This window comes from Paenibacillus sp. Y951, assembly GCF_056786395.1.
In genome coordinates this window covers 1-23536 of record NZ_JBXCIY010000032.1, presented here as the reverse complement: position 1 = coordinate 23536, position 23536 = coordinate 1, and the positions used below count along the sequence as shown (strand labels likewise).

Sequence of the window (23536 nt, the reverse complement as noted above, 5' to 3'; positions counted from 1 at the left end):
CAAGCTTAATTTTCCTTGGTACGCATGGATCTCATCGAGTAGTTTCATCTGTGCTTCTACCTTTCCTTTTGTCCGTGGGCGACCGGCTACACAGGGCTTCACTTTACATCCAAAGTCGGTAGCGATTTGATTGAACTTCGCGTTAACTTTCCCAGCAGATTGTTCCGTTCTTGCTTCATCCATTACCGTTTTCATGTTGTCGGTTAAGAGCTCATGAGGCACGCCGCCAAGGTTTTCAAAGGCCTCGGTTAAGAATGACATCAACACGGCTTGTGACTTCGTAATGCTCATATGGTAGAAGCGAAAACGTGAATAGGATAGCAGCAACACGGCAACATTGATCTCTACTTTTTCACCCTCGCGAGTTTCAAAGCGAATGCTTTCTTTCCAATAGAGTTCAGCTTGTACGCCTGGTGCCGTCTCGAAACGAATGGCTCCTTGTGGTGACGGAAGGCGATGTCCTTGTTTGAAGTAAGCTTCAAACGTTGGCTTACGAGCAATGTACGCTCTAAAAGCAGAGGAAGAGCAATCCAACCCATGATTATCCTTCAGATATTGCCATAACACACGCTTGTAATAGAAGACTTGCTTGCTGTCTTCAGAAAGCAAAGCGGCAATGATCTCGTAATACTCATCGATCTTAGATCCTTTATCTTTCGTTGTTTTCTTTGTAAATCCATCGAGATACTTCTGGATGGTACGAGGATCTACGTCTAACTCTCTAGCTAACTGACTTCTATTGATTTTCATTTTAAGATTCTCCATTAATGATTTGAATTTAGGTAAGTCTAGTAAACTACGAATCTCAAATTCCGTTTGAACATCCAACGTCATGTACATACTCATCTCTCCCTTGAGACAAGTATGTAGCACATCGTCAAAACTGTACATTATTATTCAAGCAATTCTGTACATATTTAGACTAGCATTTATACAAGCTTACAGTCATCGGCTTCGTACAGTGATATGCTTCGCTTATATTGTTTAGTTGATTCTGCTGTTTGATGTATTCAGCTTGTAGCTTGCTTGGATAATTTTTCAGCACTTGGATAAATGTAAGCTGATCTTTAATGTCGAGTTTAATAATTAGCGACTTGTTATTGGGAAACAGATCACGGAGCGTAAGTTCTACCTTTTGCTGTAATTCACGATTTTCATTCACTTGTATTATTAGGTTGTGTATATTATCCTTCGTATCCCCTATTATTTTGACTCGATGTTGTTCAGCGAGCTCTATAAGTTCGTTACTATGTTGATTTATTAATCGTTACGCTTGTTTTCATTCCCTTACAAAAATTTTCTAGTCGTCTTACCATTGACGCAACTAAACACCATATTCTTACTTTCAACGACCGTTTGAAGATGAACGTTTCTACCCCACAAGCTTTGCACATGCGGCAGCGTACGCTCTACATACTTCAGATCAAGCTCATTGCCCTCGTATTGATGCTCGAGATAAAGCTCGCCATTGCTGTTATAATCACCGTCGACGACATGAAGACTAGGGAATCCACCATTGACCTTAGAGAATACGAGTTGATCACGAATATGCTCCCAAGACTTATCAGTAATCTTCCACTCTGGCCCTTTTTTTTCGAAAATATATAGATCAAGCTCATCGACTAAATTCTTCGTTAAGTAATTACGTAAGAAAGATTGATCTGAATCGAGTTCCCGAACCTCGAAAATCTTCTCGCGCCCCTTGCCTGGTGTGCGCCCGAAGCGACGCTGCTCTTCTTCAGTCGGATTATCCCAACGTTTTTCTATGTCCTCAAATATTTTCAAGCCTAAGTAGTATGGATTAAGACTGTTTTTCGAAGGAATCACAACAGATGAATTGAGTTTGGCAAATTCAATCGTTTCTTCACTAGTGAGATCCATCTCGCGAATGATGCGTTGATGCCAATAGGAAGCCCAGCCTTCGTTCATGATCTTCGTCTCGATCTGTGGCCAAAAGTATAGCATCTCATCGCGTAGCATCGTTAATATATCGCGCTGCCAATCGTCTAAAATGGGCGAATATTCCTCGATGAACCAGATCAAGTCCTTTTCAGCGCGAGGAGGGAACCGCTTCGCATCCTGTAGTGCAGTTTCGCGTTTCGCTTGATCTCTTGCTTTCGCTTCAACGTCCAAATCCCATAGCTCCTGATACGGTGAGGAGTAAGGGGTAGTTAGTGCACTCTGCTTTTCTTGCTCCTTCATCGCCATTTCAATATAGCGTTTTTTGTCTAGCTGGTATGGCTTAATAATAGTTGGATCAACATGCTCTTGAATGGCGAGTATTGAGTCGATAAATTTCTCGACAGTATCCACGCCATAAATTTTCTCGTATTGATGAATCCGATCAGCTGTTGCAGACATACTCTCGACCATTTCACGATTGGTTACACTGAACCGAATATTGTTTTTGAAAAAATCACAGTGGGCAAGGACGTGAGCGACAATTAATTTATTTTGAATTAGAGAATTTCCGTCAAGCAGAAAGGCATAGCAGGGATTGGAGTTAATGACGAGCTCATAGATTTTACTTAGTCCAAAATCATATTGTGTCTTCATTTTGTGAAAGGATTTTCCGAAGCTCCAATGATTGAAGCGGGTTGGCATACCATAAGCACCGAAGGTATAAATTATATCTGCTGGACAAACTTCATATCTCATCTCATAGAAGTCTAACCCAAATCCTTTGGCGACCTCTGTAATTTCTGCAATAGCACGTTCAAGCTGCTTCATATCATCTGACGTCATGTACGCTCCTCCTTGAAACTACCGAATGAATAACTACTTATAGTTAGTGTATGAGTTAGCCCGGAGAGATATGAGATTGAGCAGTAAAGTTTGGAGTTCTGAACATGAACTAATTGCAGAATGATGACAGTATTGGTATGATTATATTTTATGAATGGCGATAAACTTAAACATTATTTGAAGGAGATTATTATAATATGCAGGACAATATAAAACGATTAACAGAACTATTAATGGAGAAAAATCCGGAGCTACCAGAGGATAAAGCAATGCTATGGGTAGAGCTATTATGGAGTGATTATGAAGCAACCTCTGCCAAAGCTGGTTACAAATTTCAAGGAGCAGACTACACTGAGAATCTTGTACGTCAGCTAATTACTAGCTACGGAGATAAGCTACATCTATTTATTGCGAAAAATGCGAAGTATGCAGATTTGTTAAGTGAACCTAAAAGTGAATAATCTAATAAAAGTCATTGAGGAAGATCTAGAAAATGGGCAAAACAATTAAGAATTTTAATATACAGTGATTGATAAGTTTCTTTAGGGGAGGTAAGGGGATAAAGTATTTAACTAAAGAATGGTATGAGAAGTGTCAATTAACTGGATTACATTATGGATTAAGGGTACATCCTGGAGCAGATTCTGAAAATATATATGATCGCTTATACAAAAGGAAAGAGCAAGCCTTTATTAAGCAGGAGCGTGAAGTATATAATGTGGATCCAAGGGGAATTTTTGGGGAAAATCTGATTCCTTTAGAGCAAATCCTTAGTGCAGAGGTGCTTTCAAAAGTTAAAACTGTCGTTATCCAGAGGACAGAGGAGGAGCTTAGACACCTTACTACGTTAATAGAAGAATATGATTGTAGACCTCCATTTGATAGTGAACGCTGTAAGCAAAGTTTTCGTGAGCGGATAGAAATTCAGATTCTTCATGTGAAGGAGCGATTACCAAGCGAGATATTACATCGAATAAGCGATATTAGATTATTCGCATTAGGGTATTGTACCTCTGAAATTTATGCTGTCATAAAGAAATTCAGCATGGAAAATCAAAAGCACACCAAACGGATGATGGATGAGTTACATAAAGTAAGAAGGCTTCAAGTGATCCCTGAATCTATAAACAACAAATTTAATTTTCACGATTGTAAAGTATTACATCGGGAACAAAGTGAAAACAAGAACTATATCATTCATCTTGATCCAAGTGGTGGATTTACGGATTATAATATGGTTACCTTTGTTAATGCTAAGGTTATTAGAGAGGAACCTAATATAGTTGGAGCAAGCTGGACATATGATGAAATCTACTCAACGTCCAATGGCTACGAGGTACATATACTTTTCCATGGAGGTTCGCTTTCTGAGCTCATCGTACAATGCGAGGATATTTTGATTGAGAAAGTGGAGAAGGTTCAAGTGTAACTTAAAATGACTAGTGATTACAGTGAAATTCAATAACAGTGTATGCAACCTATAAAGCACACCCCTCGTCTATTTTATTAAGTTAAAAAGAGAGGGGTGTTTCTTTATGAAAAAGCTTGTGATGATAGTTATTTTTACATTTTTGCTTTCAGCCTGCAGTGGAGCAGGGCAGCAGAATAAACTCAATCCAGCTACATCGTCAGTCCTTACTAAGGAAGAGCTGGTGTTTGAGAAAACAATAATCGAGGGCGATTATGAACTCGCTATCTATACGAAAAAAATACAGTATGAAGTGAATGAGTCCCTCGATGTATATGCAAAGCTTACTTATGTTGGAGAACTAGAAGAAGTAGAAATTGGTCATGCAATGTATCCTGTAGGATTCAGTATAATGGAGCATACGAGGGAGCTTGATATAAGTGGGGCAATGGACCAGCCGTATGTCGTAACTCTACTAAAGCGAAACGAGCCAATCCAATATAAATATACCTTTAGTGGAGGTTATTCTTCAGATGATGATGCTGACTATATCGCTTTTGTTAAAGATATGAAAGACGAACAGCTTCCACAAGGAGAGTATACGATAACTACTTATGCTGATTTCAAAGTACATGAGCAGGAATTAGAACCTCCATATCGCTTCAATACGTCAATATCGTTCATAGTTAGTCCAGATGAGGTACAAAAATGAGTGAATCTACTATGAGATTTCTGAAGCATTATATATTGCTATGGATAGTTTTTTGTTTACTATTCACGCTAGCTATATTTGGGCTAGAGCTGATTGAAGGCAATAAAATTACGACTAGCCAATATTATGGACTAAGTAATTTAGGTTTTGTTATTATTTTCCTGGAATTTATCGGGATTTCTATTATTTACCCAATTTCATTTTTCCCATTAACCGTACTACTCAATTGGCTTGTACGTTCAAATATCGTGAAAATTATGATATACACTTTTGCAGGTGGGGCTAGTGGAGTATGGATCTTTCATTTACTATATGGAGATTTTGACAATTATTCCGTTAATAGATATGGCTTAAATGTAAATACTTCTATTATTTTGTTTGGTGTGGCTGCATCTCTATACGGCGGAGTAGATCTCTTGCTTAGAAAATTTTCAAAAAGTAAGGAAGAAAAGACTGATAACAGAAAGACTCCTCAAGGATAACAAGAACTTGAGGAGTCTTATTGTTGTAACAACAGTGTGTTAATGAAAATGAATGAAACATCCTACTACATTTATTTCACCGGAACGATCAACTCTTGTCCTGGATAGATTAGGTTAGCATTTTTCAGCTTATTCAATTTTTGCAGCTCCTGCCAAGTCGTGTTGTAGCGTTTAGCAATTTTAGTTAAGTTATCGTTTGTTTGAACGATATAAGTATCAACGGTAGTATTAGTTGCTTGATTGTCTTGCGGTTTAGAAGGTTTTTTCGTTCCGGCATTATTGTTCTCAGTTGAGCTAGTCTGACCTGATGTAGATTTCTTCTCCGCAATAATACGACCTTCTGTTACTGTATTAATGTTTCCAAGCTTTTGAATGTAAGAGATTAGCGCTTCATCTAAAGCTGCAGCGTTATTAATAATTTTATTATCAACGAACATCGAGTACTGATCTCCACCTGCTGCGATAAAGTCATTTGTTGCAAGCAGATAGGTTTGATCTAGTTTAAGTGCTGCATCGTTAACCTTCACGCTATGCACTCGCTGTCCCGCTTCCTTCGTATCATCAATCTTATACGAAACGCCACCTACATGTGCAAAAGCACCATGAGCGGAAGGATAGCCAGTCGCGCCAACTTCAAGTGCTGCTAATAGCTCTGCACCTGTTACCTCGATCGTCACGATATAGTTGCCGAAAGGAAGGACGGTAATGACTTCACCTTTGGTAATTTCACCAGCATCAATCGAAGCGCGAATGCCGCCACCATTCGTTAAGGAAACATCAGCTCCCGTTACATCAAGCATTGCATCTGCAATTAGATTACCAAGGTTAGATTCTCCTGTACGGACAACCTCGCGTTCACCTTCTAATTTGACAGAGGATTGACCGATCACTTGATCGAGAAGAGCCTTTTGACCATTTGAGGTTTTTTCAATAAGTTTTTCTACCTCTTTGTTAGCAGCCATAGTTGCAGCATCTTGAGCAGTAATAAATTGAGAGGTTTTATCTACAATTTTACCATCCTCGAGAACAAGCGTTACGATACCAACTTGTTCAGCATACTCGCCGTCTTGTACAAGTAATGTGTCATTAATAACGCGGGAGACAACCTGATGGCTATGTCCATCAACGAATAGATCGATACCGTCCACCTGCGTTAAAATATAATCGGAGCGGTTTTCATCAAGGGTCGAGCCATCTGTTCCCAAATGAGCAAGTGCAATAATAATATCTGTTTTATTCTCTAGCTCAGCTACCATTTCCTTAGAAGCTTGTACCGGTGAAATAAAACTTAAGCCTTCTACATTATTAGGATGAGTTTTGTATAACGTCTCTGGTGTTGCTAATCCGAAAATTCCTACTTTTAGATTATTAATTTCTTTTATGACGTAAGGTTCAAGCACATAAGAGCCATCAGCATTTTTCACATTTGCAGCTAGAATCGGATATTCGGCGGAATCAGTTAGCTCTACTAGACGATCGAAACCATAATTGTAGTCGTGATTTCCACTAGTCATAGCTGTATAGCCAATTTCATTCATAATATCAATGATGCTGGAGCCTTCCACTAGAGTGGAGTAGGTTTGCCCATGAAGGGTATCACCACCATCAAGTACAATAGTATTTGGATTTAGTTTACGATAAGCGTCTACAATAGCCGCAACCTTCGCATAACCCATTCCACCATCCTCATAAACGCGGGAATGAATATCGTTGGTATGAATGACTTGAATACGTGTTTGCTCTGATGGAGTAAGCTCATATACAGCAATCGTACCACTAACTTCATGTGCGACAATGAGTAAAGCTTGACCTGTTGGGCTATTCTCTGCAGCTACAAAGCTCATTCCTTCAGGTGCTAAATCTCCCTCGGCTGCTTCACCAGATGCAGCAAAATTACGAGATGAGAAAAACATATCGAATAATGGCTCTTCTGGATTAGCAAGATCATAAGCCATAATGCCACTCATACGTTCTAAACCAACGAAGGCATAAGTTTTATCGCCAACTTTACCAGTAATAATCGACTCTGGTTCAACACCCTTATCATCGGAGCGGGAATCAGCCTTATTTTCTGTACTATCCGTATTAAATGAGTTCGGAACGGCTAGCTTCGTAATACGCTCAAAGGAATCCGCACTATCATACACAAGCTCGATCGTATCTGCATCCCATACAGAGAAGGAGCGTGTACCATACGCATAGAGCGCTTCGTATTGACCAGCCTCATTAATACCTAGAGACGTCGATGTTTTTAAGCGACCAAGTGCGTCATCTTCCGTTAAAGTAGGAAGAAGAGCATCTAACTCTGCTTGTGTATAGCCAGCATAGTTATCAGCCTTCAAAGCTAATTTATCAGCAAGGTCAGCTATTCTAACCTCTTCTGAGTAACCCGCGTAATCCCTTGAATCGCCTTCATTAGCTGTTAATAAGTAGGTTTTACCGTTTGCGTTATAAAGACTAATAGCATCTGGCATAAATGTTCCAAGCACTGGCCAGTTTTTGAGTTCGGTTGTATTATCCTTATCGGAAGCATCAAGTGCTTGACCAGCAGCGGAATAGTCAACATGACCAAGGCTTTTCACAGAGGTAATTGTTTTTGAAGCTATATCTAATGTCGCGATAGCGTTATTTTCTTGAAGTGTTATGTAAGCTTTCGAGCTATCCTCAGCTACAGTAATATATTCTGGTTCTGCGTCCAGTGCAAAGCTAACACCGGGCTTGCCGATACGAATTCCATTTGCATTTACATTGTCAAAGCCGACTGTTGTTACAGAATCGGAGGAAAGGGATTGAGGTCCATTTTGCAGATCGATGATGCTAATTCCACCTGCAGGGTCGATCGTATAATCGTCATTAGGCTCACCTTCATTGGCAACCAGAACATATTTACCATCAGGAGTAAAGGTCACCATATCAGGAAGAGCACCAACCTGAACATGAGATATATATTCACCATTCGTATCTAAGAAGAGAATATAGCCATTATCTGTTTTTGGCTCAGCAGGTGCTGAAATTGCGATATAGTTGCTATTGGGACTAATAGCTACACTAGTTAGATCATTTAAGTTTAGCTTTTCGCTAGCAATGTCCTCCAATGCTACACGTTTCGTAAGACTCAAATTTTTGAAGTCACTATCTTTAGTTAATGTAGAAAGACTAATAATATCTAGTGCTTTTTCTGCCCCATTCACGGAAAATAATTTCTTGCCTAGTTTGTCATATGCGACAATTTCAGTACCGCCCTCATCTAGCCCAGCGCCACTTGTATAACGTGCGATCAGTTCAGGTTGTAGGCTTCCTTGCCCAGCATAGCTAGTTAAGCCTGATACAACATTTGTGCTGGCCGCTTGGATGGATGGAGTAAGCTGTGGAATAACGAGGCTCGCAGATAAAGCAGTTACAAGAAAAGTCCGTTTGAAATTCATTTAAATCCTCCTTAAAATTTTTCGTTGATTTAAAGCGGGAATTCTCGAAAATGAAAAGGTGCATCGAAAGCATAAGCTAGTGTGGACTAGATATGATAGCAATTGTAACTAATAAATGTCATGTAACCATTAACGTAATATGAATGTCTTGTAAACTGATAGAGTAGGCTAGTCTAATATTACAATTTCCGAGTGGAACCAAAGTTATCCAGAATGAAGGACTATACATTGCAACATTCTTCGAGAGACCATCGTTATGGTGATTAGAACAGTAGATCCGATTCTACTTGAAAGGAAGGTTTAAATGAATAAATGGCTTAATTTATCTATTAACGTATGCATTCTTTGCCTAATTACTTCATGCTCAATATCTGGCGGTAGTAACGAGAATTCTTCAAAATTCCAGAAGTTTTCCAATACATTTGATAATAATTCTAGTGAGGTTAAAGCTGAGTCAATTACTCCTGGGAATAATTCAGTTCAAACCAATGATTTTGTTCTTCGAATGATATCTATAAAAGATGAATATATTGTGGGAGAAAAAGTTGAACTTTACGCGGAGATAGAGTATGTGGGTCAACAATCAGAAATAACGATTACTCATGCTGCTTCACCGATAGGAATTAGTCTACATGAGCAGAATAGCAATATCGGTTTTGGTTATGTTATGGACCAACCGTTACTTAGTACGCTCTTAAAGCACGGAACTGTTTTTCAACAGAAGTACAAATTTTCAGGTTTTTCTCTCGGTGATTCCACTGAAGAGTATATGGAGCTCTATAATCAATTAGCTGCTGGTCATTACCCAAAAGGGGAATATGTCATTACGGCTAATGCGAACTTTACTGACGTCACAAGTGATCAAAAGGAAGAGTATGAGATGAAAGTGTCTACTAGCTTTAAAGTAGTAGAGTAATGATGCGCAAATAAATTCAAAACATAAATAGGCTGCTGCTCCGAATGCTAAGTATTCCCCTTTGCTAACTGGAAGTACGATCATCAAATGTTTGAATCCAGTATAGGAAAATTTATAAAGATAGCCTTTTATTTAATATGTGATTATAATACGGCGATTGTCCAATACATCGACTACTAATTGATCATAAACTATTCTATGAATCTTTATCGGCGAGGTGGTCAGAATGAGTCAAATTGTTATAAACATATATTGCAAACAAAAATGTAAAACAAGATGTCGCTGTTGGAAGCATCGAAAAAAAGGATGTACAAAGAAGAGAGAAAACAGATATATAAGAAGCTGTAAGAAAAAACTAGCATACAGAGTTACATGCAAGGTTAAAAGGAGAAAAGCAAGATGCCCCAAAAGAAATCTTAAAATTAGTATAAGACCCATTGTCAAAAGATACTTTTTTGTTGCCCCTCAGGATATGAACTTATTAGAAGGATTAGTTATTCTATCGCATCAGTTTGTAGATGACAGTGGTGAACCTATTAACAAGTTTTCTAACTTCGGCAAAGAAGGATATTTTAATTTACATGTTAATGGTGTTTTGCAGGAGGGGAAAATGTATCACATAAATACAAATGCGGTCAAATTTATGGCAACGGAGCAAACAATAGTAAGTGGGACTCCTATTATTTTAGAATTAGTTGGATTTACTGCGAAGCTAAACTATAAATAGGTGAAAAGCGAGAAGATTTGCCCTATCACTTTACAATAACTCGAATAGTATAATGCTAGAAACACATTATTTTGAGAGGAGGTTTTGTATATGGCATTACAACTTATGAAGCTAGCAATTACAGCAACGACAACAATAGCAACAGATCCAAACTTAGAAAAGTTTTTCTATGTAACAACTAGTGAAATTGCTGCGGGAACGACATTAACAATCGACACTGCTGATTTTTTTGATGATTCTGGTGCAGTCGCAACAGAACTCCCTGTTTTAGCAACAGATAATAGTATGTTTAATGTATATATTAACGGTGTGCTACAAATGCAAAATATTTCGACTTATGTTCCGGGTGCTACAACTGTTGGATCACTTGAAATTACTGTACCTGCAGGTGTAGATTCTATTATTATTGGTTCACCTATTGTGTTGGAAGTCGTAAACTTTACTCCTTCTTCTACTACAACGGTTACATCTTAATTGAGTAATCTATGCTGTTTTAGCAGGCTAATCATTGTATACTCCGTTATTTAACTTAATGTATCATCATTTCACATTCACAAAAAGCATTCGGTACATTACCGTTGGTAGTGTATTGATTGCTTTTTGTATACATAGATCGTTGGAAAATCCATTATAAATGCAAAGAACATAGACAAAGTGAATCTATTAACAAGTTTCTCAACAACATTACCAAATCACCTGCACCTGATTGCAAACGCTTTACTATATGGTAACGTAAAGTAATAAGACTTATATAGATATAAGGAGAACGTAACTATGAAATCATTAGAATTCAAACTAATGGTAACCTTTATTTTCCTTATCGTTGTTTCTTTTAGCGTAATGGCACTTATCCTATTCAATTCATCCAAAACAATTATTAGCAGCTATACACATGACGGAACAAGCAATTGGTTTTGACCAAGATATGGCTTTACAATGGTTTAACTATTGGGCAGATCTTGCAGCGAAAGGTGGCGTAGTTACACCGGAAGAAGCAGTAGCAAATCCGAACGTACATATGTCCAAAAATCTAATGGTTACAAGCAAAGCATCAGCTACGATGCTTTGCTTGGTGCATTTAATCATTGGAGGGAAAAGGATGTATGAGCTACGGAAGCGACTTCTAGAAATAGATATTACAACGCAAATTGATGTCGTCCATGAGGGGGGAAATAAGCAATTGCTTGAACAGTGGAAGCAAGGGAGCAATGTGTTTTTCGCAGCACAATCAACTAAGTAGAGTAGCGTATATGAGCATGCTGTCGCTAGTTTACTTGCTTGTATTGAGCCAACGCTTACAGAAAAGCCGATTCTGCATGAGGGAGGCATCTACTATGGGCGCTGGCTTGAAAGCACAGGAACAATTAACAATGAACTACTTTCTAGGTATTTACCAGAGGTAGCAGAAGAGACATACTTAGGTTTTGCTACCTTTCAAAGAGAAGATGGTATGCTTCCGTAAAAAATTACGAAAGATGGTCCAAGCTACAGACAAATTCAGCTTGTTACTCCTCTTGCTCGTTGTGTATGGCATCATTATGGACTGAATGAAACTTCCGAAGGTTTCCTATTAACAATGTATGATGCAATGGTTAAGTACGACGATTGGTTAATGACCTATCGGAACACTAGACAAACAGGATGTATCGAAGCGTTTAGTGCCTTTGATACTGGGCATGATTTATCTCCAAGATTTTGGCATGTAGCGGATACACCGCATCAGAACGATGCTACGAAATGTAATCCACATTCACCAATCCTTCCATTTTTGGCGCCTGATCTTACAACGAATGTTTATTGTCAGCGTAAGTATTTAGCAAAAATAGCGGAAGAGCTAGGGAGGAATGAAGAAGCAGCCGCCGCATGGAAAGTGAAGGCTGAGCAGACAAGGCAAGCATTATTTGCACATTGCTATGATGCTGTTGATGATTTCTTCTATGATGTTGATCGACAAGGTCAATTTGTGCGAGTGCAATCCGATGTATTGTTGCGCCTGAAGTATATAAATATAATGGTGCTTTCTATATGTTCGCGACATTCCGAAGACGTGACAATGAATTGTTAGGTACTGCAGTGCTTAAGAGTGATTCTCTATATGGTCCCTTCCAACTTCATAGTGATGGTGTCGCAACACCACAGGAATGGTGCTGCCTCGATGGTTCCTTATATGTAGATAACAATGGAATTCCATGGATGGTTTTTTGTCATGAATGGCAGCAAGTAGGGGATGGAGAGGTTTGTATCATTCAATTAAATGATGATTTAAGCAAAGCTGTATCGGAGCCACAACTTCTTTTTAGAGCATCTGAAGCCCAGTGGCCAACCTCCTTTAAGCATGAACGTGTACAGTTTGCACAAAACTATGTGACGGATGGTCCTTATCTATTCAACAATGAAGCGGGAGAGCTATGTATGATATGGGCGAGCTTTATCGATCAGAAATATGCTCAAGGATTAGCAAAGTCCCTATCAGGTAAAGTAACAGGTCCATGGACACATCAACCAGAGCCTATCTACTCCGAGGATGGTGGTCACGGTATGATCTTCCAAACATTCGAGGGTGTAACGATGCTTGCTTTGCATGGACCTAATAAGTCGCCCAATGAGCGAGCTAAATTCATACCTATTTCATTGTAAGAGGTAGTTCAAAAAGCCCGCTTTTTGAACATGTACTGTAAGATAAATTTCAGCAACTTATATTGAACGTCCCTCGTCTAATTAATTAACTAAGTTAAAAAGAGAGGGGCGTTACTTGTATGAAAAAGCTTATTATTATAGTTATTTTCTCGTTATTGCTTACAGCTTGCGGTGAAACTGGACAGCAGAATACAACCAATCCAGCTGCATCGTCAGTGCTCACTAAGGATGAGCTAGTGCTTGAGAAAAAAGTGACCGAAGGCGATTTTGAACTCGCAATTTATACGAAAAAAACGCAGTATGCAGTAAATGAGCTCATCGATGTCTATGCGGAGCTCACTTATGTTGGAGAGCTAGAGGAAGTAGAGATTGGGCACTCGATGTACCCTGTGGACTTTAGTATAATGGAGCATACGAGAGATCTTGATCTTGAAGGGGCAATGGCGGAACCGTATGTCGTAACTCTCTTAAAGCGTAACGAGCCTATCCAATATCAATACTCCTTTAGTGGTGGTTATTCTTCAGACGAAGATGCTGACTATATCGCTTTTGTTGATGATCTGCAAGATAATCAGTTTCCACAAGGCGAGTATACGATATCTGCTGGTGCAAGTTTTAGAATACATGGACAGGAATTAGAACCTCCATATGATTTCTATGGTTTCAATACGTCAATATCGTTCATAGTTAGTTCTGATGAGGTGCAGTAAATGAGTGAATCTACTGTAAGATTCTTGAAGCAATACACATGGAATTTTCTCATAGTAACACCTTCAACTCACAACATGTGGATTGAAGGTGTTTTTCATAGCATCCGTTGTCAATGGGAATCAAACGGAAGCAGAGGGTTTTTTTTCTTTTTCAAAATTTTGGTGTTTTGTATAAATTCTCTTGGACTAACGCCATGCGCTTTATGGAAGAGGGAGGCAAAGTGGTTGTAGTTGTTAAATCCAACTTCAAGTGATGCTTCTGTAGCGGTTCTACCCATATGCTCGATCAAAAGAGAAGCTTGCTTGAGACGCATCTGATTAAGGTGCTCCAATATAGATATTCCCATTTCTTGCTTGAACAAATGTGATAGTCGCGAAGGGGATAAGTTAACTGCAGCAGCCAAATGATCAATTCTGACCTGCTCCTTCATTGAGTGAGAAAGCAGCTGAAGAGTGTGCTCAATTCTTGAATCGAGCTGTTTCGTCAGTCGCTGAGCGATTAATAGAATGATTTCTCGCAAGGAATTTTCACAAAGTGTGTTCCATAAACTAAAACGATTTCGCGAATCGTGAAGCAGATTCAAAAAAATATGATAGATTCTCTCTCGTAAGTAGCCGTCGGGCAAAGTATGAATAAGTACTTCATGGGTGGGTAAATAATCGATTTCCGATAGTTTGGGAAAGTGTGCCCAAATGAAATTCCAATGCTGGCCTTGTACAGTACCGTACTCATGAGGAACTTCGGCTCGCAGCAGGGAAATTTCTCCAACGCTACAGTGCTTTTCTCCAGCAGGTGTACGAAAGTAGCCCTCGCCACTTACGGTATAGACGATGAGCCAATCGGATCTACCATGTTGCCTACGTGTGCAATACGTATCGCCCTCATCAAAGTGACCACTAATGATCGTTGAATAAGGCAGCTCGTTATTGGTAGTCGGACGGTTTTTAATAGACATGGGCACTCCCCTTCCTTAAATCGACGATAGCAGAATCCCGATACTTTTCAGCAGTAATCTTACTTCCTCTAACATACGAAAAAGTGTAATCTAATGTCAAGAAGCTAGCAAAAGTGATAGAGGAGCTGTGATCGATAATGAATCGACAATTGATGAGATTGACGGAAGAGGAAATCACTAGTTTTGAAAGCGAAGGCTATTTGATTGTAAAAGGATTATTTTCAAAGGACGATCTACAAGAGATTGAGCATACATTCGAGGAAATAAGTCATACAACTGTTGCTGGATATTTTGAACCGGTTCTTGATGAAACTGAGAAAGATCCATTGAAGCGATATCCTCGGGTAATGCATCCGCACCGTTATAACGTAACTGCAAAGAGATATATGCTGCATAAGCCAGTCTTGCAAGTATTAGCTGATCTCTATGGTGAAGAAGCTTTAGCGGCACAAAGTATGTTTTATTATAAACCTCCGGGTTCACGAGGACAGGCACTTCACCAAGATAACTTCTATTTGCAAGTAGAACCAGGCAACTGTATTGCGGCATGGACGGCAATTGATGCTGCGACTGAAGAAAATGGCGGGTTATTGGTGGTACCAAAGACAGGGGATTATGAGCTATCATGTCCAGAACTAGCTGACGCAAGTGAATCATTTACTACCCATTATATTAAGCCACCGAAGGAGCAGAAGGTGATTCCAGCAATTATGGATAAAGGCGATGTGTTGTTCTTTAATGGAAATCTGATTCACGGCTCGTATCGTAATAAGACGAAGGATCAATTTCGCAGAGCATTTATATGCCACTATGCGAATTCATCGGCTACTCATATTAACGATCATTACCGCCCGCTGTTCAGAGGAGATGGTACTGAAGTTGACTTAGAGGTTAATGCTGATGGCGGTCCATGCGGCGTGGAGATTGATATGGCTTACCCACATTAGTATTGATTCTAATAATATGACTTCCAATAAAAAAACCTTCAATCCATAAATATGGATGAAGGTTTTTTCCTAGGATCTCTTATGTCCAAGCCCAAAAGAATCCATCGCGATCCCAAGCTGCGCGTCCGCCATGCATTTTCTTGAATAGCTTCTTAACTGCTTTATCAATCGATTGATTTCCATTTTCATTAATATACAAATATTGTTCTCCGTAGTTTTCGGCAATATAAGTCACGGCCATTTCTTGATGCAATGTGCCGACTTCTTTAACCTCGTGTAACATCCATTCTGCTATTTCTTGAACTTTAGTTTCCATTACAATGACTCCATTCTATTTGGCTACTTCAATAGTATAGCAGTAATAATGTGATTTTATCGTTTAAGTTGTAATAAACTTACTTCAATAACTTTTGGTAATAACCGATATATATTGAAAAGAAGAGATAATGGAGGTATCCAATGAATATTCAATCTGGTAGTGCAATAGAAGGTTCTAGCACCATACACAAATTACTTCAAATTAAAGGGAGCAGTGCATCGTCAGCAGTTAAACGAGAGTTGTTAAGAAACTTACAGGATGCTGAAGCTGATAAGCAATTGAAAGTACAATTTTCAAATTTGTCTCAATTAGAAAAAGAACGTCAAAAAATAGAAGCCGAGCAAGCAGCTACTAATGCAGATGGAGATTCGGTTGTAATATCAGAGTCAGCAAAAGCAGAATTTGCAGGTGGCGGAAATGCTACAAGTTCAGCTAGCGTCTCAACGAGTGAAACTAGCGAAAGCGTGGAATAAGTGAACAATATTCACTATAAGTTGAGATAGAGTATTTACTTCTACATAGAAAAACCGCAATTATAGGAGCAGAATCGCTCAAAGAATGGCGGTTTTTTCTATGCAAATTATACCTTCAACGAAGTAACAGACCACGCCATACCGTAAGGAATTCATCGGTCAATTCATAACGTTGATCATGTTCCAAAGATAAACCATCGGCTTCTAGTTCAGCCAAATCTCCGCCTGCGACTACATTAATCAACAATCTTCCTTTGGAATGGCGGTCGAATGAGGCGGCCATTCTTGCTGCAAAGGTTGGAGAAATAATACCAGGACGTAGCGCCACAAGAAACTTCAAGTTTTGCGTGGCTTCTGCTAGAAAAGATGCGGTGATCCATGCATCTTAAAACGCTCTTCCTGTTGGTAATAGTACACCTTCATATCCAAGACGGTCTGCTGCGACAGCGATTTGCTTGTAATATTCAATGGATGTGTGACGAGCTCCGACCTTAGAGCCAATATATCTGCGGTCTCCATAAGTTGGGATAAACCAAAATAAATTCATCGAACAACCCCTTTTCTATATTTAACTTATCCAATAAGAAAACTCGGGTTTATTCTTAAAAAAAATCACAACATCATCTCCTTTGCGTAAGGTAGAGTTATTGTGATTCTCCAGTGGACTGGTTGAATCTTATTATATTCGTTGAGCATATTTTAAACTCATAAGCAAAAAAATGTCAACACTTATTTTGAGGCTTGCTCTATTAAATTTAGGATGGAAGTTCTCAATAGTATGATTTTTGTGTTTAGCTTCACAAAGGTACTTATTAAGCGCTTCGTCTATACTATTTACAAGTTGAGCTGTTAACGGTAATGTGTAGATAGTACATACATATGAGTAATAACAGGAAGAAGAAGCTACTATACAAGATATATATAGCAATCGATTAGTGAGTATTAGAAGGGTGAGAATAATGATTGAAGCGAATACCGATGCCAAATGGCTACCATTATATGAAGCACTTGCAAGCGAAGTTCGTCTAGAGATCATCAATCTATTAGCCAATCAATCGATGAATGTGAAGCAACTTGCGTCATCCTTGCAGCTTAGTAGTGCAATTATAACGATGCATGTGAAAAAGCTTGAGAAAGCGGGCTTAGTTACGACTCAGATGATCCGTAAGGACGGCGGCACGCATAAGATGTGTACATTGGCACATTCCAATATTACTATTGAACTACCTTCCATCGAACCAATCTCGACGCGCTACCATGAAGTACTTATTCCAATCGGACATTATACTGAATTTGAAGTACATCCAACTTGCGGCTTATCGACGCCTGAGCGTGTTATTGGTCAATTTGACGATCCCCGTTACTTCTATACACCTGAACGGATGAACGCAGGAATTTTATGGTTCGGTCATGGCTATCTCGAATACAAATTACCTAACTATTTATTACAGAGTCAAAAGATAACAGCGATTGAGATTACATTAGAATTAGGCTCGGAAGCACCTGGCTATAATGAAAATTGGCCATCAGATATCTTCTTCCAAATTAATGGTACAGACATCGGTGTATGGACAAGTCCAGGTGACTATGGTGCTGAACGTGGAAGATTTTCACCTTCATGGTGGGGTGATCCCGTCAATCAATATGGCTTGCTGAAAGTGATCCGCGTGGATGAAGCCGGCACATGGGTAGATGGTCAGAAATTATCTCAAATTACGATTAATGAAATTGTCATTGATCGGCATGTATGGAGCCTCGCACTAGGTGTTCGAGAAGAGGCAGATCATGTCGGCGGATTAACATTGTTCGGTAAAGGCTTTGGCAATTATAGTAGAGACATTTCATTCAAAACCTTCTATGAATAAGAAGTGTTTTGTTCTCATATATCTCTACCTTAAGACATTTAGAAATATAATGAACGAATTCACTTCAGAGAGGAGTAACTACGATGCGTACATTTAGGAGCCATCTTCGTACCTATAAGTTTTTTGTTAGTATTGCTATTAGTATCATGCTAATTGAATTAATGATAGAAGTAATGCAGCCTTTTATGATGTCGAAAATAATTGATGATGGCATCATTGCTGGCAATATGAACGCTATGTTGCTGTGGGGTGGCATATTACTTGGAACGACACTGCTCGCATTTATCGTCGGAATTCTTAGTTCATTCTATTCTGCCCATGTCAGTCAAAATTTCGGGTTTGATCTGAGGCAGTCGCTCTATGAATGTGTACAAAAGATGAGCTTTCATACATTCGGTCATTTTCAAGAGGCCTCACTTATGACGAGAATGACCAATGACGTTACGCAGGTGCAAAATGCTGTATTTATGGGGATGCGCATTATGCTGCGAGCGCCATTACTTGTTATCGGTAGTATGTTGATGGCCTTTATAATTAATCCTTCCCTTGCAATATATTTACTCATTGCTTTTCCGATACTAGCTATATTTCTTGGCTGGGTTATGCAACGTAATAATAAACTGTTTCGATTGGTGCAGGATAAGCTTGATCATGTGAACCGTGTTATGCAGCAAAGCTTAATGAGTGTTCGCTTAATTCGTGTATTCGTAAGAATGGATCATGAAAATGAACGTTTTGAGCAACAGAATAAGCAACTGAGAGATCGGACGATTGCAACGCTACGTCTAGCTGAGCTTACAATGCCGATTGTACTTATTGTTGTTAACGCTTGCATTTTACTGGTTATATGGGTAGCGCGCGAACAAATCATTGCCGGAAAACTTGTTACTGTCGGTGATATCGTTGCTATTGTCAATTATGCGATGCGTATTGCTGGTGCATTATCGATGATTTCGATGATCGTTACTACTAATTCACGTGCTACGGCTTCGATGCATCGGATTGATGAAGTGTTTCAAGTAGCTGAGAACGATAATAATCGTTCAGATGAAGATGATTTATATAAGCAACCGATTGAAACTATCGCAGGGCATATTAATTTTGCTAATGTGAATTTTTCATATCCACAATCTGAGCTTAAAACATTGCAAAATATTACTTTTGAAGTGAATGAAGGTGAGATGCTCGCCATTATGGGGTCTACAGGGTCGGGAAAATCTAGTTTACTACAATTGATTTCACGGTTGTATGAGGTGAATGAAGGAATGATTACGGTAGATCATCAACAGATAACAGCGTATTCTCTCCACCAGCTTCGTTCTAATATTGGCTATGTACCGCAGGAGGTTCTACTTTTCACGGGAACAGTTACTGACAATATTAGATGGGGCAAACGAGATGCTACGATCGAAGAAGTTATTAATGCTGCAAAAATGGCGCAAATCCATGAGACAATTGTTAAATTACCACAAGGATACGATACACTTATCGGACAGAAGGGGGTTAATCTGTCTGGTGGCCAAAAGCAGAGGATGAGTATTGCTAGAGCTTTAGTTCGAAAGCCGCAAATTTTATTATTAGATGATTGTACAAGTGCACTTGATGTCGAAACTGAAAATAAACTGCTCGCTGCCATTCGCCAGTTAAGCTGTACTGTATTTCTCGTCACACAGAAAATGAGCTCGACAGCGATGGCCGAGCGGATTCTTATTATTGATGATGGGAAACTTATCGCGCAAGGGCAGCATGATGAACTATTAGCTCGCTCATCGCTGTATCAGAAGATCTATCAATCTCAATCGATAGATAGGAGGGATGACGCATGTCAGAACATCAGCTCAGCACAGTTGATAACTGGAAGATGAAGTTGAAATTATGGAAGCAACAATTAATGATTCCTTTTCAATATGAATTGCCGTCCTCATTACTAGCAAGAGAAGAAGATCATCATTCTGGTGCCAAAGATACAAAGCTGAAAGGATTTGGATTAGGCGGCGCACCAGGTCGTGCACCTACAAAAGTGAAGAAACCAGATCAGATGGTCACAACATTACGCCGAATATGGGGTTATCTTGCTACTTATCGAGTGAAGTTAATTGCTGTATTGATCATGATTGTGCTTGCTACAGCATTCTCACTATTAGGACCTTTTCTAGTTGGTTATACGATTGATAATTACATCATAGATCGTCAAGATGGTTTACTCTATATTCTCGTTATTATGGGGAGTGTATACGGACTACAAGCATTGGTGAATTGGCTGCAAAATATATGGATGATTGAAATCTCACAACAAACAGTATATCGGATGCGTCTTGATCTATTCCATCAATTTCATCGGCTGCCGATTCCCTTTTTTGCTAAGCGCCAGCAAGGTGATCTAATGAGTCGTGCAACGAATGATATAGATAATATAAGTTCGTCTATGAATAGCTCATTTATTCAAATTTGTTCGAGTACACTGATGCTTGTTGGTATTACCATCGTTATGCTACTCTTAAGTCCAATTCTTATGCTACTGACGTTCTGTGTTATTCCGTTGATGATCTATGGAATGCGCTGGATATCGGGTAGAACAAGTCGTTTGTTCAGAGTGCAGCAACGTAATCTCGGTGCATTGAATGGATTTGTTGAAGAAACATTATCAGGACAAAAAATTATAAAGTCATTTTCGCAGGAGAATGTAGTGATTTCGCAATTTCAGGAGCGTAATGAAAAAATTCGATTATCAGGTTATTGGGCTCAAGTGATTTCTGGATTTATCCCTAAATTAATGAATGGTCTCAATTCGTTAAGCTTTGCGTTAATTGTGGGAGTAGGGGCATTATTAACGTTATGGACAGATACTATAACGGTAGGGATCATCATAATGTTTGCAGAGTATGCAAGACAATTCACAAGACCTTTGAACGATCTTGCTAATCAATGGAATACGCTATTATCAGCTATTGCTGGTGCAGAGCGTGTATTTCAAATCCTTGATGAGTCCAAAGAAAATATCGATGAGCAATCAGCTTCAGCTGTTGATGAGATAGATGGAAAAGTTACATTTGATAAGGTTAGCTTCGAATATGAAGCGGGTCGAAATACGATTTCTAATATTAGCTTTACTGTGCAACCAGGAGAAACCGTTGCATTTGTAGGTCCAACGGGAGCGGGGAAGACTACACTAATCTCTTTACTTTCCAGATTTTATGAGCCAAGTAGTGGTGGCATACTTATTGATGGAAGGCCAATTGCTAGTATGAAGCGTGAAAGTCTTCGTGCTCATATGGCATTTGTACTGCAAGAACCGTATTTATTTGAAGGGACGATACGGGACAATATTCGTTATGGTCGATTGGATGCTACTTCAGATCAAGTGATTGAGGCGGCTAAGCTTGCTAATGCCGATTCATTTATTATGAGATTGAAGGATGGTTATTCTACTAAGCTGAAATTAGGTGGAGCGGGAATAAGTCAGGGGCAGAAGCAATTGATAGCTATCGCAAGAGCGCTGATTGCTAATCCGTCTATTCTTGTACTTGATGAAGCAACGAGCAGTATTGATACGGTAACAGAAATTAAGATACAAGAAGCATTGGAACGATTGATGAAGGGGAGGACATCATTTGTTATTGCCCACCGATTGAATACGATTCGCCAAGCAAACAAAATTATTGTATTGCAGGATGGTCAACTGCAGCAACAAGGCTCACATGAAGAGCTGCTTCGTGAAGATGGTTTATATAGTAAGCTTGTACAGGGGCAGATCATATTGGAGGCTCAGACAAATTTATAAATGATTGCATTGATTATTGTTGGTGAAAGAGAGAACGTCGAGTAAGTAGAAAAAATTCTACTTACTCGACGTTTTTCTATTTAGAACATACTTAGATCGTAATGCGCAGACAACTTCCCTAACAGATCGACACCGGAAATGCTGTTGCCTTTACTATTAAGTGATGGCCCAATAACTCCTATACCAATTGAACCTTGAACTAAAGTAAGTATCCCGCCAGCTACCCCACTCTTAGCAGGAAGACCAACTTGAATTGCAAACTGACCTGAAGCATTATACATTCCACATGTCACCATAAATGATTTGGCTATTTGCGCATAACGTTTTGGCACAATCTCTTCACCGGTAATCGGATCCATACCATTATAAGCTAGAATTAATGCCATTCTTGACAGGTCTTTGCAAGTAACATCAATCGAGCAGTGGTGGAAGTATATATCAAGCACCTCATCTACGCTATGTTCAAGCACGCCATTATCTTTCAAGAAATAAGCCAAGGAGCGATTAAGATCCGCAGATTGTAATTCTGACTGATACACATTTTCATTATATTGTAGGGAGTCATTACAAGTTAATTTACGGAAAAATTGAAGTACACGTTCAAGCTTATGTTGCTGAGAATCGCCTTGAATAAGTGAAGAGATCGCAATAGCTCCAGCGTTAATTAATGGGTTGAATGGAATCCCAGGTTGAACGAGCTCAAGCTTTAACATGGAGTTGAAGCTATCTCCGGTGGGCTCCATCCCAACTTTATGAAACACAATCTCTTCACTGTTATCCATTAAGGCAAGCAATAAGGTGAATACTTTTGAAATACTTTGTAAAGTGAAAATTGTATTGATATCTCCGACGCTAGCTTCATTGCCATGAGCATCAAGCATATGAATACCTAGGGCGTCTTTATTACCTTTTGCTAATTCAGGAATGTAGGAAGCAACTTTGCCTAATTGGCCTAATGATTTACTTGCTTTAACCCATTGAGGTAGATGCACATCAATATGAGGAAGCAAGTCTTGAAGTATTGTTGAGTTTTCCATGGTTGATCTCCCTCTCTTTTTAAATGTAACCAAAGGAACTATGCATGATCTTATTATATGTAATTTTGTAGTTACTAGTAATCAACATGGATACACTATTATAATAGAAGGAATAATAATAAATAAAAGTAATTATAAAAAAAGCTTGCAATCTATTAGGCTGCTATGGTATATTATTTCTTGTCGCCGCAAGAGATTGTGAGACACACACGAAAACGAAATGCGAGTCACACTTACATAAGTAAATGAGAAACGCTTTGATATTTTCACATTGATCTTTGAAAACTGAACAACGAGTAAGAACTGCCATTAACAATTTCACCTTTGTGAAATTGTTAATAACAAGCGAAACACGAAGATCTTTCCGAGCACGTTGTGCATCGAAAAGACTTCACT

The 23536-nt window shown here is 39.0% G+C and carries 24 protein-coding genes and 1 pseudogene; 17 read left to right on the top strand and 8 right to left on the bottom strand.

What is annotated here, in order from left to right; all coding sequences use genetic code 11:
* The 3 genes from istA to AC1TPB_RS23925 all read right to left on the bottom strand — a co-directional run.
* Window positions 1–840: IS21 family transposase (gene istA / locus AC1TPB_RS23935; protein ID WP_482078783.1), on the bottom strand; the 840-nt coding region annotated here is incomplete at its 3' end.
* A gap of 82 nt (window positions 841–922) precedes the next feature.
* Window positions 923–1162 carry a hypothetical protein gene (locus AC1TPB_RS23930; protein ID WP_482078782.1) on the bottom strand — a complete coding sequence of 80 codons (240 nt, stop codon included), beginning with the start codon at window positions 1160–1162 and terminating at the stop codon, window positions 923–925.
* Between the two features lie 125 nt (window positions 1163–1287).
* Window positions 1288–2745 carry a SpoVR family protein gene (locus AC1TPB_RS23925; protein WP_482078781.1) on the bottom strand — a complete coding sequence of 486 codons (1458 nt, stop codon included), beginning with the start codon at window positions 2743–2745 and terminating at the stop codon, window positions 1288–1290.
* Window positions 2746–2942: 197 nt separating this feature from the next.
* Here AC1TPB_RS23925 and AC1TPB_RS23920 point away from each other — a divergent pair, with 197 nt between their 5' ends.
* From AC1TPB_RS23920 to AC1TPB_RS23905, 4 genes are all read left to right on the top strand, one after another.
* Complete coding sequence (locus tag AC1TPB_RS23920) at window positions 2943–3206, top strand: YfhJ family protein (protein ID WP_482078780.1); 264 nt, start codon at window positions 2943–2945, stop codon at window positions 3204–3206.
* 68 nt (window positions 3207–3274) lie between these two features.
* Window positions 3275–4174: a DUF4085 family protein gene (locus tag AC1TPB_RS23915; RefSeq protein ID WP_482078779.1), complete on the top strand. Its 900-nt coding sequence runs from the start codon at window positions 3275–3277 to the stop codon at window positions 4172–4174.
* A 106-nt stretch (window positions 4175–4280) separates the two neighbouring features.
* Complete coding sequence (locus tag AC1TPB_RS23910; RefSeq protein ID WP_482078778.1) at window positions 4281–4865, top strand: hypothetical protein; 585 nt, start codon at window positions 4281–4283, stop codon at window positions 4863–4865.
* Entirely contained in the window at window positions 4862–5347 is a 486-nt protein-coding gene (locus AC1TPB_RS23905; RefSeq protein ID WP_482078777.1) for a hypothetical protein, read from the top strand. Before AC1TPB_RS23910 ends, AC1TPB_RS23905 begins: the two co-directional genes overlap by 4 nt.
* 71 nt (window positions 5348–5418) lie before the next feature.
* On the opposite strand, the gene AC1TPB_RS23900 is transcribed toward AC1TPB_RS23905, so the two are convergent.
* Entirely contained in the window at window positions 5419–8772 is a 3354-nt protein-coding gene (locus tag AC1TPB_RS23900; protein WP_482078776.1) for a choice-of-anchor I family protein, read from the bottom strand.
* A gap of 304 nt (window positions 8773–9076) precedes the next feature.
* On the opposite strand from AC1TPB_RS23900, the gene AC1TPB_RS23895 reads away from it, so the two are divergent.
* The 8 genes from AC1TPB_RS23895 (at window position 9077) to AC1TPB_RS23860 (ending at window position 13762) form a co-directional block, all read left to right on the top strand.
* The gene (locus AC1TPB_RS23895; RefSeq protein ID WP_482078775.1) at window positions 9077–9688 is read left to right on the top strand and encodes a hypothetical protein; all 612 of its coding nucleotides are present in this window, start codon (window positions 9077–9079) and stop codon (window positions 9686–9688) included.
* Between the two features lie 472 nt (window positions 9689–10160).
* Window positions 10161–10415 carry a DUF4183 domain-containing protein gene (locus tag AC1TPB_RS23890; protein WP_482078774.1) on the top strand — a complete coding sequence of 85 codons (255 nt, stop codon included), beginning with the start codon at window positions 10161–10163 and terminating at the stop codon, window positions 10413–10415.
* Window positions 10416–10505: 90 nt separating this feature from the next.
* A complete protein-coding gene (locus tag AC1TPB_RS23885) occupies window positions 10506–10889 on the top strand; it encodes a DUF4183 domain-containing protein (protein WP_482064345.1) in 384 nt (127 codons plus the stop codon).
* A 300-nt stretch (window positions 10890–11189) separates the two neighbouring features.
* Window positions 11190–11333, top strand: coding sequence for a hypothetical protein (locus AC1TPB_RS23880; RefSeq protein ID WP_482078773.1), 144 nt, complete (start codon window positions 11190–11192; stop codon window positions 11331–11333).
* Window positions 11308–11655 (top strand): hypothetical protein, encoded by a 348-nt coding sequence (locus AC1TPB_RS23875; RefSeq protein WP_482078772.1) that lies wholly within the window; start codon window positions 11308–11310, stop codon window positions 11653–11655. The genes AC1TPB_RS23880 and AC1TPB_RS23875 overlap by 26 nt, the downstream gene beginning before the upstream one ends.
* Before the next feature lie 225 nt (window positions 11656–11880).
* A complete protein-coding gene (locus AC1TPB_RS23870; RefSeq protein ID WP_482078784.1) occupies window positions 11881–12480 on the top strand; it encodes an MGH1-like glycoside hydrolase domain-containing protein in 600 nt (199 codons plus the stop codon).
* Window positions 12441–13052, top strand: a complete 612-nt coding sequence (locus AC1TPB_RS23865) for a glycoside hydrolase family 43 protein (RefSeq protein WP_482078771.1) — start codon at window positions 12441–12443, stop codon at window positions 13050–13052. The genes AC1TPB_RS23870 and AC1TPB_RS23865 overlap by 40 nt, the downstream gene beginning before the upstream one ends.
* A gap of 119 nt (window positions 13053–13171) precedes the next feature.
* Window positions 13172–13762, top strand: a complete 591-nt coding sequence (locus AC1TPB_RS23860) for a putative periplasmic lipoprotein (RefSeq protein ID WP_482078770.1) — start codon at window positions 13172–13174, stop codon at window positions 13760–13762.
* Window positions 13763–13872: 110 nt separating this feature from the next.
* Here AC1TPB_RS23860 and AC1TPB_RS23855 read toward each other — a convergent pair whose 3' ends face one another.
* Window positions 13873–14718, bottom strand: coding sequence for a helix-turn-helix domain-containing protein (locus AC1TPB_RS23855; RefSeq protein ID WP_482078769.1), 846 nt, complete (start codon window positions 14716–14718; stop codon window positions 13873–13875).
* A gap of 137 nt (window positions 14719–14855) precedes the next feature.
* Between AC1TPB_RS23855 and AC1TPB_RS23850 the strand changes: the two genes are divergently transcribed.
* Complete coding sequence (locus AC1TPB_RS23850; RefSeq protein WP_482078768.1) at window positions 14856–15665, top strand: phytanoyl-CoA dioxygenase family protein; 810 nt, start codon at window positions 14856–14858, stop codon at window positions 15663–15665.
* 79 nt (window positions 15666–15744) lie between these two features.
* Here AC1TPB_RS23850 and AC1TPB_RS23845 read toward each other — a convergent pair whose 3' ends face one another.
* Window positions 15745–15981, bottom strand: coding sequence for a DUF6953 family protein (locus tag AC1TPB_RS23845; RefSeq protein ID WP_482078767.1), 237 nt, complete (start codon window positions 15979–15981; stop codon window positions 15745–15747).
* Window positions 15982–16124: 143 nt separating this feature from the next.
* Here AC1TPB_RS23845 and AC1TPB_RS23840 point away from each other — a divergent pair, with 143 nt between their 5' ends.
* A complete protein-coding gene (locus AC1TPB_RS23840; RefSeq protein ID WP_482078766.1) occupies window positions 16125–16457 on the top strand; it encodes a hypothetical protein in 333 nt (110 codons plus the stop codon).
* A gap of 124 nt (window positions 16458–16581) precedes the next feature.
* On the opposite strand, the pseudogene AC1TPB_RS23835 reads toward AC1TPB_RS23840, so the two are convergent.
* Window positions 16582–17004, bottom strand: a pseudogene (locus AC1TPB_RS23835) (LLM class flavin-dependent oxidoreductase); the annotation flags it as partial.
* A gap of 388 nt (window positions 17005–17392) precedes the next feature.
* On the opposite strand from AC1TPB_RS23835, the gene AC1TPB_RS23830 reads away from it, so the two are divergent.
* From AC1TPB_RS23830 to AC1TPB_RS23820, 3 genes are all read left to right on the top strand, one after another.
* Complete coding sequence (locus tag AC1TPB_RS23830) at window positions 17393–18322, top strand: ArsR/SmtB family transcription factor (RefSeq protein ID WP_482078765.1); 930 nt, start codon at window positions 17393–17395, stop codon at window positions 18320–18322.
* Window positions 18323–18405: 83 nt separating this feature from the next.
* Window positions 18406–20187 carry an ABC transporter ATP-binding protein gene (locus tag AC1TPB_RS23825; protein ID WP_482078764.1) on the top strand — a complete coding sequence of 594 codons (1782 nt, stop codon included), beginning with the start codon at window positions 18406–18408 and terminating at the stop codon, window positions 20185–20187.
* Window positions 20145–22103, top strand: a complete 1959-nt coding sequence (locus AC1TPB_RS23820; RefSeq protein WP_482078763.1) for an ABC transporter ATP-binding protein — start codon at window positions 20145–20147, stop codon at window positions 22101–22103. Before AC1TPB_RS23825 ends, AC1TPB_RS23820 begins: the two co-directional genes overlap by 43 nt.
* Window positions 22104–22183: 80 nt before the next feature.
* Here the strand turns inward: AC1TPB_RS23820 and glsA are convergent, their stop codons facing one another.
* On the bottom strand, window positions 22184–23140 hold the full coding sequence (gene glsA, locus AC1TPB_RS23815) for a glutaminase A (RefSeq protein WP_482078762.1): 957 nt from the start codon (window positions 23138–23140) through the stop codon (window positions 22184–22186).
* Window positions 23141–23536: the final 396 nt, after the last annotated feature.

Coding starts and splice junctions, on each gene's coding strand:
- AC1TPB_RS23925 (WP_482078781.1), bottom strand. CDS start 2,745: ATGACGTCAGATGATATGAAGCAGCTTGAACGTGCTATTGCAGAAATT.
- AC1TPB_RS23920 (WP_482078780.1), top strand. CDS start 2,943: ATGCAGGACAATATAAAACGATTAACAGAACTATTAATGGAGAAAAAT.
- AC1TPB_RS23910 (WP_482078778.1), top strand. CDS start 4,281: ATGAAAAAGCTTGTGATGATAGTTATTTTTACATTTTTGCTTTCAGCC.
- AC1TPB_RS23905 (WP_482078777.1), top strand. CDS start 4,862: ATGAGTGAATCTACTATGAGATTTCTGAAGCATTATATATTGCTATGG.
- AC1TPB_RS23900 (WP_482078776.1), bottom strand. CDS start 8,772: ATGAATTTCAAACGGACTTTTCTTGTAACTGCTTTATCTGCGAGCCTC.
- AC1TPB_RS23895 (WP_482078775.1), top strand. CDS start 9,077: ATGAATAAATGGCTTAATTTATCTATTAACGTATGCATTCTTTGCCTA.
- AC1TPB_RS23890 (WP_482078774.1), top strand. CDS start 10,161: ATGAACTTATTAGAAGGATTAGTTATTCTATCGCATCAGTTTGTAGAT.
- AC1TPB_RS23885 (WP_482064345.1), top strand. CDS start 10,506: ATGGCATTACAACTTATGAAGCTAGCAATTACAGCAACGACAACAATA.
- AC1TPB_RS23880 (WP_482078773.1), top strand. CDS start 11,190: ATGAAATCATTAGAATTCAAACTAATGGTAACCTTTATTTTCCTTATC.
- AC1TPB_RS23875 (WP_482078772.1), top strand. CDS start 11,308: ATGACGGAACAAGCAATTGGTTTTGACCAAGATATGGCTTTACAATGG.
- AC1TPB_RS23865 (WP_482078771.1), top strand. CDS start 12,441: ATGTTCGCGACATTCCGAAGACGTGACAATGAATTGTTAGGTACTGCA.
- AC1TPB_RS23860 (WP_482078770.1), top strand. CDS start 13,172: ATGAAAAAGCTTATTATTATAGTTATTTTCTCGTTATTGCTTACAGCT.
- AC1TPB_RS23855 (WP_482078769.1), bottom strand. CDS start 14,718: ATGTCTATTAAAAACCGTCCGACTACCAATAACGAGCTGCCTTATTCA.
- AC1TPB_RS23850 (WP_482078768.1), top strand. CDS start 14,856: ATGAATCGACAATTGATGAGATTGACGGAAGAGGAAATCACTAGTTTT.
- AC1TPB_RS23845 (WP_482078767.1), bottom strand. CDS start 15,981: ATGGAAACTAAAGTTCAAGAAATAGCAGAATGGATGTTACACGAGGTT.
- AC1TPB_RS23840 (WP_482078766.1), top strand. CDS start 16,125: ATGAATATTCAATCTGGTAGTGCAATAGAAGGTTCTAGCACCATACAC.
- AC1TPB_RS23825 (WP_482078764.1), top strand. CDS start 18,406: ATGCGTACATTTAGGAGCCATCTTCGTACCTATAAGTTTTTTGTTAGT.
- AC1TPB_RS23820 (WP_482078763.1), top strand. CDS start 20,145: ATGTCAGAACATCAGCTCAGCACAGTTGATAACTGGAAGATGAAGTTG.
- glsA (WP_482078762.1), bottom strand. CDS start 23,140: ATGGAAAACTCAACAATACTTCAAGACTTGCTTCCTCATATTGATGTG.